Genomic DNA, 13428 nt, shown 5'->3' with positions numbered 1-13428 from the left:
ATGACGGACAGCACAACGACGTCGAATGCCAGCCTGCGCCGTCTGGTTCCGAGAATCTTCTCGCGAGCTCAGCCCACGGGCGCTGTCGATGCGTTGATTCGCACGGTGCGGCTGAATCACCCGAAGGCCGACCTCACGGTTATCGAGCGTGCGTACGCGGTCGCCGAGCGCGCTCACGACGGCCAGAAGCGGCGCAGCGGCGAGCCGTACATCACGCACCCGGTCGCTGTCGCGCAGATTCTCGCCGAACTCGGAATCGGCTCGAAGACCGTCGCCGCAGCTCTTCTGCACGACACGGTCGAAGACACGGAGTACTCGCTCGACCAGTTGCGCGCCGACTTCGGCGACGAGGTCGCCATGCTCGTCGACGGTGTGACGAAGCTCGACAAGGTCAAGTACGGCGACAGCGCCCAGGCCGAGACCGTGCGCAAGATGATCGTCGCGATGTCGCGAGACATCCGGGTTCTCATCATCAAGCTCGCCGACCGTCTGCATAACGCTCGCACGTGGGGATTCGTGCCCGCGGCATCCGCGGAACGCAAGGCGAAGGAGACACTCGAGATCTACGCGCCTCTCGCGCATCGTCTGGGAATCCAGACGATCAAGTGGGAACTCGAAGACCTGAGCTTCGCCGTGCTCTACCCCAAGCTCTACGTCGAGATCGAGAACCTCGTGCGCCAGCGCACGCCTCAGCGCGAGGCGTACGTGCAGCAGGTCATCGACTCGGTCAACGATGACCTGAAGAGCTCGAAGATCCGGGGCAAGGTCGTCGGCCGACCCAAGCAGTACTACTCGATCTACCAGAAGATGATCCTGCGCGGCCGCGACTTCGACGAGATCTACGACCTCGTCGGAATCCGGGTTCTCGTGAACTCGCTCCGCGACTGCTACGCCGTTCTCGGTTCGATCCACGCCCGCTGGAATCCGATTCCCGGCCGCTTCAAGGACTACATCGCGACGCCCAAGTTCAACCTCTACCAGTCGCTTCACACGACGGTCATCGGTCCTGATGGGCGCGCGGTCGAGATCCAGATCCGTACTCACGAGATGCACCGCCAGGCCGAGTACGGTGTCGCGGCCCACTGGAAGTACAAGGAGCGGGTGAACGGCGGACGAACCGCTCAGGTCGACCAGACCGCCGACAACGACATGGCCTGGCTCGCCCGCATCTCAGACTGGCAGGCCGAGACGGTCGACCCGGGGGAGTTCCTCGACTCGCTGCGCTTCGAGATCGGAGCCAAGGAGGTCTACGTCTTCACGCCCAAGGGAAAGGTCATCGGCCTTCCCGCCGGCGCTACTCCGGTGGACTTCGCCTATGCGGTTCACACCGAGGTGGGCCACCGCACGATGGGCGCGAAGGTCAACGGCCGTCTGGTGCCGCTCGAGTCCACCCTCAACAGCGGCGACTCCGTCGAGGTCTTCACCTCGAAGAATCCCGACTCCGGTCCCAGCCAGGACTGGCTCGCCTTCGTTCAGAGCCCTCGCGCCCGCAACAAGATCCGACAGTGGTTCACCAAGGAGCGACGGGACGAGGCGATCGAGCAGGGCAAGGATGCCATCGCTCGCGCCATGCGCAAGCAGAACCTTCCCCTGCAGAAACTCATGAGTCAGGACTCGTTCGCCGAGGTCGCCTCTCAGATGAGGTACGACAGCGTGTCGGGGCTCTACGCGGCAATCGGTGAGGGCCACGTGTCCACGCAGTCCGTGATCGAGAAGGTGCTTGCCGGACTCCAGAACGAGGCCATCAGCGAGGACTCCGACCTCGATGTCGTGGTGCACGGTCGTCGTCGAAGCAAGCTGAGCGACTCGGGCGTGCTGGTGAGGGGCGCCCCCGACATCCTGGTGAAGCTCGCGAAGTGCTGCACTCCGGTGCCGGGCGACAAGATCGTCGGCTTCGTCACGCGCGGGTCGGGAGTCTCGGTGCACCAGGCCGACTGCCACAACGTCGCATCGTTGCTCAATGAGCCTGAGCGGATGATCGACGTCGAGTGGGCGCCGTCATCGAAGAGTCTGTTCCTCGTGCAGATCCAGGTCGAGGCGCTCGACCGCTCCGGGCTTCTCTCCGATGTGACCCGCGTGCTCTCCGAACACCACGTCAACATCCTCTCAGCCACGGTCAACACCTCGAGCGACCGCCTGGCCATCAGCCGGTTCGTCTTCGAGATGGGCGACACCACCCACCTCGACCGCGTGCTCAACGCGGTGCGCCGCATCGATGCCGTGTACGACGTGTACCGGGTCAGCGACGGCTGATACCCGCATCGCCGACGATGGCGTCAGCGCGGTGCATCGCCTCGCTGCGCCAGCGCTGCTGAGAGAAGCGCGTCGGTGATGCGCTGAAGCGCACGCGCCTTATGAGGCAGATTGCGTGCGGCGTCGAAGTAGCCACGACACTCGGGCAGGCCTGACGACTCGAGGAGCTTCGCAATGATCGGGCCGTCTTTCGGGCCGTCGAACGCTCGATCGCGCGCCAGATCGATCGCCGTTCGAAGGGGAGTGGTGACCTCGATGCCGGCGATCGTCATCGTGTCGCCAGGCCTCAGCGCCACCTCGCGGACGACGGCCAGATGTCGAGAGGCACTCGACCTGTTGGCGTATCTCACGGCGATCGTGTGCAGTCGCGGTGGCGTCGTCACCGCGCCGTGCACCCAGGCAGCGCTGTGGCGTTCGACGATGCTGCGACGCGCCAGAACCGGTCGCACGGCGAGTGCTCGAACGACCGGAGTCTGAGGCACATCCGCGAAGACGAAGGCCGACGATGACAACGGTACGAGTTCTCCGTCGCGGCACGCCGCCCACAGTTCGCTCAGGGGGAGGTCGTCTTCGGTGAGGACGGATTCGAGGCGCGTCATACGCCCAGTGTGAAGTCTTCTCGGACTGCCGTTCGGCCTCGCGGTCGATCTGTGGAGAACTCGGAACGAGCAGCGGCTGCTAACCGAGCGCGTCGAGCCAGACCTTGCGCGCGTCGAGGGACTCCTGCAGTTCTTTGGCCTTGCGGGTATCTCCGGCGGCTGTCGCCGCAGCGATCTCGCCCTCGAGCTTCTCGATGGCGTCGTGCAGCTGGCCGGCGAGGCCCTCTGCTCGTGCCTTCTTCTCGGGGTTGTTGCGCTGCCAGAAGTCTTCGTCGAGCTTGCGCACCGCAGCTTCGACCTTGCGCAGGCGATCCTCGATGGGCTTGACCTGATCGCGGGGCACCTTGCCGATCTCGTCCCATCGGCGCTGGATGCCCGTGAGGACCTCTTTGGCGCGCGTGCGGTCGGTCTCGGCCAGCAGCGGCTCCGCTTCGGTCAAGAGGGCGAGCTTCAGCTGCAGGTTGCCGGCGAACTCCTCGTCGTCTTTCGCGATGATCTCGCTTCGAGCGCCGTAGACCACGTCGCCGGCGGCCTTGAATTTCTCCCACAGCGAGTCGTCGTAGCGCTTGCCGGCCCGTCCGGCCTTCTTCCACTCGTCGAGGAGGTCGCGGTAGGCGTTGACGCCGTCTGCGCCCTTCTCGGTGAGAGCCTCGGCGGCTGCGACGAGCTGCTGCTTCTTCGTGCGTGCGTCGCGGTGGGCGTTGTCGAGCTCGGAGAAGAACGCCTTGCGGTGCTGTTCGATGATCGTGCGCGCGTCGCGGAATCGCTTCCACAGTTCGTTGGCCTCGGCGCGGGGAAGGCGCGGGCCCTCCTGCTGGTGCTTCTGCCAGCGGGCGAAGAGCGAGTCGAGCGTGCTCGTCACCTGCTTCCACTGGGCCTTCGCGGGATCTTCGGCGGCCAGCGCCTCGATCTCGGTGACGATCGAAGTGCGGTACTCGATGGCCTCGGCCAGCTGCGCCTTGGCCTCGGCCGACTGCTGCTCGTTCAGTGCGCCGAGCGTCTCTGTGAGAGCGGCGAGACGGGTAGAGAGAGCCTCGAGGTTGCCGAGCGCGTTCGCGCTCGAGACGGCCTCGCTCAGTGCCTTGACGGCCTTGCCGATGTCGGCGGCAGAAGCGCCCCGCTTGGCGCGCTGCTCCAGCAACGTCACCTGGCCGGCGAGATCGGTGTATTTGCGCTCGAAGTACCCGAGGGCCTCCTCGGCAGTGCCATCGGGATACTGCCCGATCACACGCTCGCCGGACGCCTCGCGCAGATAGACCGTTCCGGTCTCATCTACGCGTCCAAATGGATGCTCAGCACTACTGGTCACGAAATTCACCCTGTCGACGTTGTTCGGAATGCGCTATTCAACCCTATTGCACGAGGGCAACTGGTTACTGAACCGCGATAGTGCCGATGGTAACGGGAATCGCAGGCTTGCCGTCGGCCGAACCGTCCGCGGTGCCGGCACTGATGACACCGGCCTTGAGCGCATCGAGCCCACTCGTGACCGTTCCGAGCACGGTGTAGCCGCCCGCGGCATCCGACGGAATCGTGGTGTCTTCGTACACGATGAAGAACTGGCTTCCCATGCTGGAGCCGTTTCCGCCCTGGCGTGCCATCGCGATGGTGCCCGCCGGGTACACGTCTCCCTCAGGCGCGTTCTCGATGGGGCCGAAGCTGTAGCCGGGGCCACCCGATCCGTCACCGTTGGGATCTCCGCACTGGAGCACGCCGAACCCGGGGGACGTGGTGAGCCTGTGGCACGTCAGGCCGTTGTAGAAGCCCTTCTGCGCCAGGGTCACGAAGTTGGCCACGCCCTGGGGAGCGGCTGCGCCGTCGAGGGAGATTCCGAGCGGGATGTCGTTGACCGTCATCTCGCCCGTCCACGCACGACCTTCGGCCACGGCGGGGTCTGGCACGTCGGCCGAGTTCGGCGTCGACGTCGGCGCGGGCGTGTCGGTGGATGCCGCGGTCGAGCTGGGCGACGGCGTCGGCGTTCCAGGGCCGCCCGAGAAATAGAACACCTGCACGACGACGGCAGCGGCGATGACCAGGATGGCCACGAGCACGGCGACCACATTGTCACGCCGGCGTCGAGCGATCTTCGAGGCGTGCATGGTCTGCCGCGCCTGATAGTCGCGCAGACGCTGACGCGCAGCGCGGGCCTCTCGGTCCTGATTCCTCGGTGCCACGGATCCTCCATCACCCGACAGATCGGGCGAACACTCGTTTGTTGGGTACGACGGGACCGCGTCGCGCGCGTGAATCCCTCCTGAACTTTACGGGCCACGGGGCATCCTTCCCAACCCGACGTTCTCGGGGCCGGTGTCGCATGCTGCCGGTAGCCTTATTCGATGGTCACCTCTCAGCCCGGTCTGCACAGCGGATCGGTTCCTCTCGCCGTGCGTATGCGCCCGCGCTCGCTCGATGAGGTGGCCGGACAAAAGCACCTGTTGCGCCCGGGGTCGCCTCTCGTGAACCTCGCGTCAGACACCGAGGGCACCCAGGGCTCGGTCTCGGTCATCCTGTGGGGGCCTCCGGGCACGGGCAAGACCACGCTCGCTCAGGCCATCGCGCACAGCTCCGGGCGCAAGTTCGTCGAGCTCTCCGCGGTCACCGCCGGAGTGAAAGACGTGCGCCAGGTCATGGAGGAGGCCTTCCGAAGCCGCGACCTCTACGGGCTGTCGACCGTGCTGTTCCTCGACGAGATCCACCGCTTCACCAAGGCGCAACAAGACGCCCTCCTTCCGGGAGTCGAGAACGGCTGGGTCATCCTGGTCGCGGCCACGACAGAGAATCCGTCGTTCTCGGTGATCTCGCCCCTGCTCTCCCGGTCGCTGCTCCTCACTCTCGAACAGCTCAGCGACGACGATCTCGGCATCGTCGTCGATCGCGCCGTGTCGGATGCCCGGGGTCTCGCCGGCCGCGTCCGTCTCGATCCCGACGCCCGCTCTGCCATCGTGCGTCTCGCATCCGGAGACGCGCGACGAGCGCTCACGGCCCTCGAGGCCTCTGCGGGGTCGATTCTCGCGTCGGCCCCGCCGAGTGGGAGCCCCGACGAGGACGAGAACGACGAAGCCGACGAGGCTCCTCTCATCACTGAAGAGACCGTCGCGCAGGCCGTCGACCGCGCCCTCCTGCGCTACGACCGCAACGGAGACGAGCACTACGACGTCATCAGTGCCTTCATCAAGTCGATCAGAGGCTCCGACGTCGATGCGTCGGTGCACTATCTCGCCCGCATGATCGAAGCCGGAGAAGACCCGCGCTTCATCTGCCGCAGACTCATCGTCTCCGCTTCCGAAGACATCGGCATGGCAGATCCTCAGGCGCTGGTCGTGGCCGTAGCGGCGGCCGACGCCGTTCAATTCATCGGCATGCCCGAGGGCCGCATTCCGCTGGCCGAGGCCACCGTCTACCTGGCGACCGCGCCCAAGTCGAACGCCTCCTACCTGGCGATCGACCAGGCCATCGGCGACATCAGAGCGGGAAAGTTCGGGCGCGTGCCCAAGCACCTGCGTGACGCCCACTATCCGGGCGCCAAGAGGCTCGGCCACGGCAAGGGCTACAAATACCCGCACGACGACGACAGGGGAGTGCTCACGCAGCAGTACCTGCCAGACGAGCTCGGCCGCACCGAGTACTACCGGCCGACAGAGCACGGAAACGAACGAGACGTGTCTGCTCGGTTGGCGAAGATCCGGCAGATCACCCGCGGGCAATAGAACTGCCGCTCTGCCGCGTCATACTGCCGCGTCCTACTGCCGCGCCTCGATGCTCGACTGTGGTAGTGTCGATACGCCTGTTCCGGGTGGCTTTCGTGCGGCTGCGAATCCATTCAGCGAAGATGGTCGTGTTCTGTAGCCGAACCGATCTCGGCACAATCCCCTCATTTTCCTCCGCAGACGAGGCCGACCTTCACGGGTCGAGTCTCTGACAGCGGTGATTCCTCTGTGGGAGCAGACACTCTGTTCGCACCTCATCCAGCACGACGATTCACTGAAAGGATGTACATGTCTACCAAGTCACGTACACGCAGCAAGACCCGCCTCTCGCGAGCCCTCGGCATCGCCTTGACCCCGAAGGCCGCGCGCTACCTCGAGAAGCGTCCCTACGCTCCGGGCGAGCACGGCCGCACCAAGCGCAAGACCGACTCCGACTACGCCGTGCGTCTGCGGGAGAAGCAGCGTCTGCGCGCCCAGTACGGAATCCGTGAAGCCCAGCTGAAGATCATCTTCGAAGAGGCACGTCGCGCCAAGGGCCTGACCGGTGAGAACCTCGTCGAGCTGCTCGAGATGCGTCTCGACGCCCTCGTCGTGCGCTCGGGCCTCGCCCGCACCACGGCTCAGGCTCGCCAGCTCGTCGTGCACCGTCACATCCTCGTCGACGGCCAGCTCGTCGACCGTCCCTCCTTCCGCGTGAAGCCGGGACAGCTCATCCACGTGAAGCCCAAGAGCGAGGGAACCGAGCCGTTCCAGGTCGCCGCCGCAGGCGGACACCTCGACGTGCTGCCCAAGGTTCCGGGTTACCTCGAGGTCGAGATCGACAAGCTGCAGGCTCGCCTGCTCCGTCGTCCGCTGCGCGCCGAGGTCCCCGTGACCTGTGAAGTGCAGCTCGTCGTCGAGTACTACGCCGCACGCTGATCCATCGCGTGCCCATTGGGTACGCTGAGGGGCGGGACACCGAGATTTCGGTGCCCCGCCCCTTTTTCATTGCAATGGATGCCCATGGCCGGCATCCGCTAAGGAGCTCACCCATGTCAGGTGGAGATATCGCCGGACTCATCGCGGCCGGAGTCTTCGCGATCCTCGTGGCCTTCCTCGCGCTGCCGCTCATCAAGCTGGGCGGCGTCTTCGACGAGACGCGTGCCGCGATCAAGGAGCTGAGCGACAACGTCACCCCGATCCTCGAGGAATCGACCGTGACGATTCAGGAGGCGAACAAGCAGATCGCCCGTGTCGACACGATCACGAAGAACGTCGCCGAGGTGACAGGAAACGTCACCAGTCTGGTGGCCCTCTTCGCTGCGTCGGTCGGCGGCCCCCTGATCAAAGTCGCCGGGTTCAGTGCCGCCGTGAGAGCGGGCATCCTGAGCTTCCGCGGACCGAAGCAGGCCTCCTCGCGCCGACGTCGGTCGAAGTAGTCACTCGGTGGAGTTCCTTCTGATCGTTCTCGCCATCGGGCTCGCCATCGGCCTGTTCTTCATCGTGCGTTCGACGGTGCGCTACATCCGATACTCCGATGCCTCATCAGACCCCGACGTGGGAGTGAATCCCCAGGCCGACTACATCTTCGGACGGGTCGGAGTTCAGGGCACCCCGGCCGCGGCCGACCAGCGACCGACGATCGTCGACGCTCCTTTCACCGACGCGGCAGCACCGACGATCGCCCCCATGGAGGTCGGCATGGTCTTCGGCAACCCGGGAGGTCGGCATCCCGTCACCCGCTACGACATACCGGACGGGCTGCACCTCACACTGCCGGAACTTCTGCAAGGCCTGCGTCGCGATCTCGTCGACGGCGAGGAAGCCTGCAGTATCGTCGCGGCCGGCAAAGCAGGTTCCAGCGACGCGCGCCTCGACTCCGCCGCCCGAGTTGCCGCCCTGCGAGACGACGTCGGCGCCCTCGAGGCGGTCCTCTCCGAGAGCGCGGGCGGCGACCCTGACGATGCCGTGCTCGACCAGGTGTGGATCTACGTGGTGTTGAATCGCATCGCCGTGTCGTGGGAGAGCTACGCCGCTCCTCGAGACGTGCTGGCGGCATCCGTTCGTCAATTCGAATGGCTCGACGCAGAGCTGTCGGCGTGGTTGACCATTCTCGACGACGAGACCGACGACGCCGCACTCGCTGCCGTGTGGCGGCAGCGACTCGACGACGAGGTATCCAGGCGAGCAACGGCCTTGGCCGTGCGCGCCGACTAAACTTGACTCCACCCCCAGCCCCCCACCACGCGTCTCGAGGAGAGAACATTGAAGAACATCCTGTGGCTCGCACTCGGAGTCGCTCTCGGATTCGTCGTCGCCCACCAGGTCAACCAGACCGCTGAGGGCAAGAGATTCTTCTCCGATCTCGATAAGCGCACCAAGGGGTTCACCGAGTCCGTCGTCGACGGCTACCGCGAGCGGGAGTCGGAGCTCCGCGCTGTCCTCTCCGACGCCGGCGACGCGATCACGTCGACTGGCCGCTAACACCTTTTCCCCTCGCGTCGTCGACTGCGGTCTTCGTAGTACGACGCGCCGAACGCAACGGACCCCATGAACACCGCCGATATCCGCCAACGCTGGCTCACCTTCTTCGCCGACAAGGGACACACGGTCGTTCCGAGCGCATCGCTCGTCAGCGACGACCCGACTCTGCTCTTCACTGTCGCGGGCATGGTGCCGTTCATTCCTTATCTCACGGGCCTGGTCCCCGCCCCGTACCCGAGGGCGACGAGCGTGCAGAAGTGCATTCGCACGCTCGACATCGAAGAGGTCGGCAAGACCACCCGGCACGGCACGTTCTTCCAGATGAACGGCAACTTCTCGTTCGGCGACTACTTCAAAGAGCAGGCCATCCGTTACGCCTGGGAGCTGCTCGTCACGCCCGAGGCCGATGGCGGACTCGGCTTCGACGAGAAAGACCTCTGGGTCACCGTCTACGAAGACGACGATGAGGCCATCGAGTACTGGAAGAAGACGGCGGGCCTGCCCGACGAGCGCATCCAGCGTCTGGGCATGGACTCGAACTACTGGTCGACCGGCCAGCCCGGCCCGGCCGGCCCCTGCTCCGAGATCTTCTTCGACCGCGGCCCCGCCTACGGTCGCGAGGGCGGACCGGCGGCCGACGACGACCGCTACATCGAGATCTGGAACCTCGTCTTCATGCAGTATCTGCGGGGAGAGGGAACCGGCAAGAACGACTTCGAGATCCTCGGAGATCTGCCGAGTCGCAACATCGACACGGGCATGGGCCTCGAGCGCGTCGCGTTCCTCAAGCAGGGTGTCGAGAACCTCTACGAGATCGACCAGGTGCGCCCCGTGCTCGACACGGCGTCGCTGATCTCCGGTCGTCGCTACGGCGCCGACCACGAAGACGACATCCGGATGCGCGTGGTCGCCGACCACGTGCGCAGCGCGTTGATGCTGATGTCCGATGGTGTGATGCCGTCGAACGAGGGCAGGGGATACATCCTCCGCCGCCTGCTGCGCCGCTCGGTGCGTTCCATGCGTCTTCTCGGCGTCGACACCGCGGTCTTCCCGGAGCTCTTCCCGGCATCCCGCGACGCCATGAAGGCCGCGTACCCCGAGGTGGAGACCGATTTCGACCGCATCTCGCGGACCGCGTACGCCGAAGAGGAGTCGTTCCTACGCACCCTCAGCGGTGGCATCAATATTCTCGACCTCGCCGTGAACTCGGCCAAAGACAAGGGTGCCAAGACCCTCGCAGGCGACACGGCCTTCCAGCTCCACGACACCTACGGCTTCCCGATCGACCTCACCATGGAGATGGCCGAGGAGGCCGGGCTCGCCGTCGACCGCGTCGCCTTCGAGTCGCTCATGAGCGAGCAGAAGCAGCGCGCCAAGGCCGACTCGAAGGCCAAGAAACTCGGCATCACCGATCTGGGTGTCTACAGCCAGTTCAGGGCCATCGGCGAGACAACGTTCCTCGGCTACGACGAGCTGGTCACCGAGTCGAAGATCCTCGGACTCATCATCGACGGACAGTCGGTGACGAGCGCCGTCGCCGGTGAGACCCTCGAGGTCATCCTCGCCGAGACGACGCTCTACGCCGAGTCGGGTGGCCAGGAGGCCGACTCCGGCGTCATCCGGGGCGACGGATTCGAGCTCGAGGTGCTCGACGTTCAGAAGCCCGTCAAGGGCCTGATCAGTCACCGCGTTCACGTCACGAGCGGCCAGGTGTCGGTCGACGATGCGGCGACGACCGTGGTCGACCCCGAGTGGCGTCGCGGCGCCACCCAGGCGCACTCGGGCACGCACCTCGTGCACGCGGCGCTTCGTCAGACCCTCGGCCCGCAGGCCCACCAGTCCGGCTCGTACAACAAGGCCGGGTACCTCCGTCTCGACTTCTCGTGGAACCAGCCTCTGTCGAGCGAGACGCGCTCTGAGATCGAAGAGATCTCGAACCTCGCGATCCGCAGCGATCTCGAGGTCGTCACGCGCGAGCTTCCCCTCGACGAGGCCAAGGCGCTCGGTGCCATGGCACTGTTCGGCGAGAAGTATGGCGACGTCGTGCGCGTCGTCGACATCGGTGGACCCTGGTCGCGCGAACTCTGCGCCGGAACGCATGTGCAGCACAGTTCCGAGATCGGCATGATCAATATCCTCGGAGAATCGTCGATCGGCTCGACCAACCGCCGAGTCGAGTCGCTCGTCGGGATCGAGGCGTTCCGCCAGTTCGCCGCCGAGCGCAGCGTCGTGACGCAGCTGGCGACCACACTGAAAGCTCCGCGCGAAGACGTGCCCGCTCGCATCCAAGACCTCGTCGCGAATTTGAAGGCGGCTGAGAAGAAGCTCGCCGCCTACGAGGCGAGCGCGCTCAGCGCGCGCGTTCCCTCGCTGGTCGACGCCGCGCGTACCGTGGGCGAGCTTCGCCTGGTCGCGACCGACGCCGGGGCCCTGTCGTCGTCTGATGATCTGCGAACACTGGTCACGGGAGTGCGCGAGCGGCTCGGATCCGCCCCCGCCGTCGTGGCTCTCGCAGCGATCGTCGCCGAGAAGCCCGTCGTCATCGTCGCGACCAACGACGCGGCGCGCGCGCTCGGGCACCGTGCCGGTGTTCTCGCCAAGCAGGCCGCATCCGTTCTCGGCGGTGGAGGCGGCGGAAAAGACGACCTCGCCCAGGGTGGCGGTACGAACGTAGGCGCCATCGACAGTGCCCTCGCGGCGGTGTCGCAGACGGTTCTGGGCTGATCGGGTGAGGTCAGGCGTGCGCCTCGGCGTCGACGTGGGCAAAGCCCGCATCGGCGTCGCGCGCAGCGACTTCCACGGCATGCTGGCGACCCCGCTCGAGACCGTTGCACGATCGACCGGCGACAGCACCACTGACGTCGATCGATTGACGGCACTGTGCGACGAACTCGACTGTTCCGAGGTCGTCGTCGGTCTGCCGCTGTCTCTGTCGGGAGGCACGACGCCGTCGACCGACGACGCGATCTCGTTCGCGGGGCGAATCGCCTCTGCCACGGGCAGGCCCGTGCGAATGATCGATGAGAGGCTCACGACGGTGTCGGCGCAGGCCGCCCTGCACACCTCCGGCCGTGCCGTGAAAGGGTCGCGTCCCGTGATCGACCAAATCGCCGCGGTTATACTTTTGCAGCATGCCCTCGATTCGGAGGCGTCCACGGGAAACCCGCCCGGAATCGCCGCATCCGAGTTGGGACCCGATCCACAGGGGGATTTACCGTGACTGACCGTCAGCCACCAGAAGACCACCCGTTCTCGGAGTTCCTGCGTGAGCCCGCTTCGACGTCGAAGCCAACGGGCCAGCCGCAGTCACGACGAGAGCGGCGCGAGACGCACGAAACCGTGCAGCACTCGACGCGGCCGCCCCGGCGGCGGCGTCGCGCACTCACCGGCGTGATCGTGACCGTCGTCATCCTCGGTCTGATCGTGGGAGGAGGCGCCTTCGTCTACTCGACGTTCGAGCCTCAGATCACCGCGATGCTCAACCCGAAATCCAGCGACGACTACAGCGGCAACGGCTCGGGCGAGGTCATGGTGAAGATCACAGACGGCGAGTTCGGCGACGCCATCGGGGTCAAGCTGCAAGAGGCCGGCGTCGTGAAGAGCTCCGACACCTTCTACTCGCTTCTGCTCAAAGAGAACCCGCAGCCCGTCTTCCAGACCGGCACGTTCAAGCTGGCGACGAAGATGAGCTCGAAAGCCGCACTCGCCGCACTGCTCGATCCGGCGAACAAGGTCGACTACACGCTGACGATCCCCGAGGGCACCACGGCGTCGGGCATCTACCAGTCGCTCGCCGACGTCACAGGGATGCCGTTCGACGACTTCAAGGCCGCGGGCGCGGACTTCGCATCACTCGGCGTACCCGCGGAGGCTCCGAGCATCGAAGGATTCCTCTTCCCGGCGACCTACGAGTTCCAGCCCGGACAGACGGCGGCCGAGATGCTCAAGACGATGGTCGACCGCACCTACCAGGCTCTCGATGCGGCGGGCGTGCCCGTCGATCAGCGCTTGCAGGTGCTGACGCTCGCCGGCCTCATTCAGAGCGAGTCCGGCAGCAAGGACGACATGTACAAGGTGTCCCGGGTCTTCCAGAACCGCATCGCCGACGGCATGAACCTCCAGTCGGATGCCACGGTTCGATACGGCGCCGGCGGTGGCGAGGTCGACACGACAGAGGCCGAACGCGACGACGCGTCGAACCCGTACAACACGTACGCCAACCCGGGTCTGCCCATCGGTCCGATCTCCAATCCGGGCGACGACGCCATCGATGCGGCTCTGCACCCCGCGGAGGGCGCTTGGCTGTATTTCGTCACCGTGAATCTCGACACGGGGGAGACCGTCTTCTCTGTCACTCAGGAGGAGCACGACGAAGCCGTGAAGCAGTACCAGGCGAACCACTGACG

General features: G+C 65.7%; 12 protein-coding genes. 9 read left to right on the top strand and 3 right to left on the bottom strand.

The genetic code is table 11. The annotated features are described in order from the left end of the window. Positions 1-2253, top strand: a complete 2253-nt coding sequence (locus CCK87_RS06340) for a bifunctional (p)ppGpp synthetase/guanosine-3',5'-bis(diphosphate) 3'-pyrophosphohydrolase (protein ID WP_085486054.1) — start codon at positions 1-3, stop codon at positions 2251-2253. A gap of 23 nt (positions 2254-2276) precedes the next feature. Here CCK87_RS06340 and CCK87_RS06335 read toward each other — a convergent pair whose 3' ends face one another. The 3 genes from CCK87_RS06335 to CCK87_RS06325 form a co-directional block, all read right to left on the bottom strand. Further along, positions 2277-2852, bottom strand: coding sequence for a type IV toxin-antitoxin system AbiEi family antitoxin (locus CCK87_RS06335; protein ID WP_086460608.1), 576 nt, complete (start codon positions 2850-2852; stop codon positions 2277-2279). Positions 2853-2931: 79 nt separating this feature from the next. Further along, entirely contained in the window at positions 2932-4161 is a 1230-nt protein-coding gene (locus CCK87_RS06330) for a DUF349 domain-containing protein (RefSeq protein WP_086461198.1), read from the bottom strand. A 64-nt stretch (positions 4162-4225) separates the two neighbouring features. Then, positions 4226-5026, bottom strand: coding sequence for a peptidylprolyl isomerase (locus CCK87_RS06325; protein ID WP_086460607.1), 801 nt, complete (start codon positions 5024-5026; stop codon positions 4226-4228). A 162-nt stretch (positions 5027-5188) separates the two neighbouring features. On the opposite strand from CCK87_RS06325, the gene CCK87_RS06320 reads away from it, so the two are divergent. The 8 genes from CCK87_RS06320 (at position 5189) to mltG (ending at position 13426) form a co-directional block, all read left to right on the top strand. Further along, the gene (locus tag CCK87_RS06320; RefSeq protein ID WP_086460606.1) at positions 5189-6559 is read left to right on the top strand and encodes a replication-associated recombination protein A; all 1371 of its coding nucleotides are present in this window, start codon (positions 5189-5191) and stop codon (positions 6557-6559) included. A gap of 288 nt (positions 6560-6847) precedes the next feature. Next, positions 6848-7477, top strand: a complete 630-nt coding sequence (gene rpsD / locus CCK87_RS06315) for a 30S ribosomal protein S4 (RefSeq protein WP_044439195.1) — start codon at positions 6848-6850, stop codon at positions 7475-7477. 113 nt (positions 7478-7590) lie between these two features. Then, positions 7591-7977: a DUF948 domain-containing protein gene (locus CCK87_RS06310; protein WP_086460605.1), complete on the top strand. Its 387-nt coding sequence runs from the start codon at positions 7591-7593 to the stop codon at positions 7975-7977. Between the two features lie 7 nt (positions 7978-7984). Continuing rightward, positions 7985-8755 carry a hypothetical protein gene (locus tag CCK87_RS06305; RefSeq protein ID WP_086460604.1) on the top strand — a complete coding sequence of 257 codons (771 nt, stop codon included), beginning with the start codon at positions 7985-7987 and terminating at the stop codon, positions 8753-8755. A 48-nt stretch (positions 8756-8803) separates the two neighbouring features. Further along, positions 8804-9022, top strand: coding sequence for a hypothetical protein (locus tag CCK87_RS06300; protein ID WP_085486066.1), 219 nt, complete (start codon positions 8804-8806; stop codon positions 9020-9022). A gap of 66 nt (positions 9023-9088) precedes the next feature. Beyond that, complete coding sequence (gene alaS / locus CCK87_RS06295; protein WP_086460603.1) at positions 9089-11746, top strand: alanine--tRNA ligase; 2658 nt, start codon at positions 9089-9091, stop codon at positions 11744-11746. 4 nt (positions 11747-11750) lie between these two features. Continuing rightward, entirely contained in the window at positions 11751-12242 is a 492-nt protein-coding gene (gene ruvX / locus CCK87_RS06290) for a Holliday junction resolvase RuvX (RefSeq protein ID WP_086460602.1), read from the top strand. Further along, a complete protein-coding gene (gene mltG, locus CCK87_RS06285; RefSeq protein WP_249273750.1) occupies positions 12239-13426 on the top strand; it encodes an endolytic transglycosylase MltG in 1188 nt (395 codons plus the stop codon). Before ruvX ends, mltG begins: the two co-directional genes overlap by 4 nt. Positions 13427-13428 lie beyond the last annotated feature (2 nt).

Source organism: Agreia sp. VKM Ac-1783, from assembly GCF_900177765.1.
Classification (GTDB): Bacteria; Actinomycetota; Actinomycetes; order Actinomycetales; family Microbacteriaceae; genus Agreia.
The sequence above is the reverse complement of the archived record's forward strand: the minus strand, read 5'-3'. Positions and strand labels throughout refer to the sequence as shown.

Excerpts from the sequence above, each read along its gene's own strand:
- CCK87_RS06340 (WP_085486054.1), top strand. The coding sequence starts at position 1 with ATGACGGACAGCACAACGACGTCGAATGCCAGCCTGCGCCGTCTGGTT.
- CCK87_RS06335 (WP_086460608.1), bottom strand. The coding sequence starts at position 2,852 with ATGACGCGCCTCGAATCCGTCCTCACCGAAGACGACCTCCCCCTGAGC.
- CCK87_RS06320 (WP_086460606.1), top strand. The coding sequence starts at position 5,189 with ATGGTCACCTCTCAGCCCGGTCTGCACAGCGGATCGGTTCCTCTCGCC.
- rpsD (WP_044439195.1), top strand. The coding sequence starts at position 6,848 with ATGTCTACCAAGTCACGTACACGCAGCAAGACCCGCCTCTCGCGAGCC.
- CCK87_RS06310 (WP_086460605.1), top strand. The coding sequence starts at position 7,591 with ATGTCAGGTGGAGATATCGCCGGACTCATCGCGGCCGGAGTCTTCGCG.
- alaS (WP_086460603.1), top strand. The coding sequence starts at position 9,089 with ATGAACACCGCCGATATCCGCCAACGCTGGCTCACCTTCTTCGCCGAC.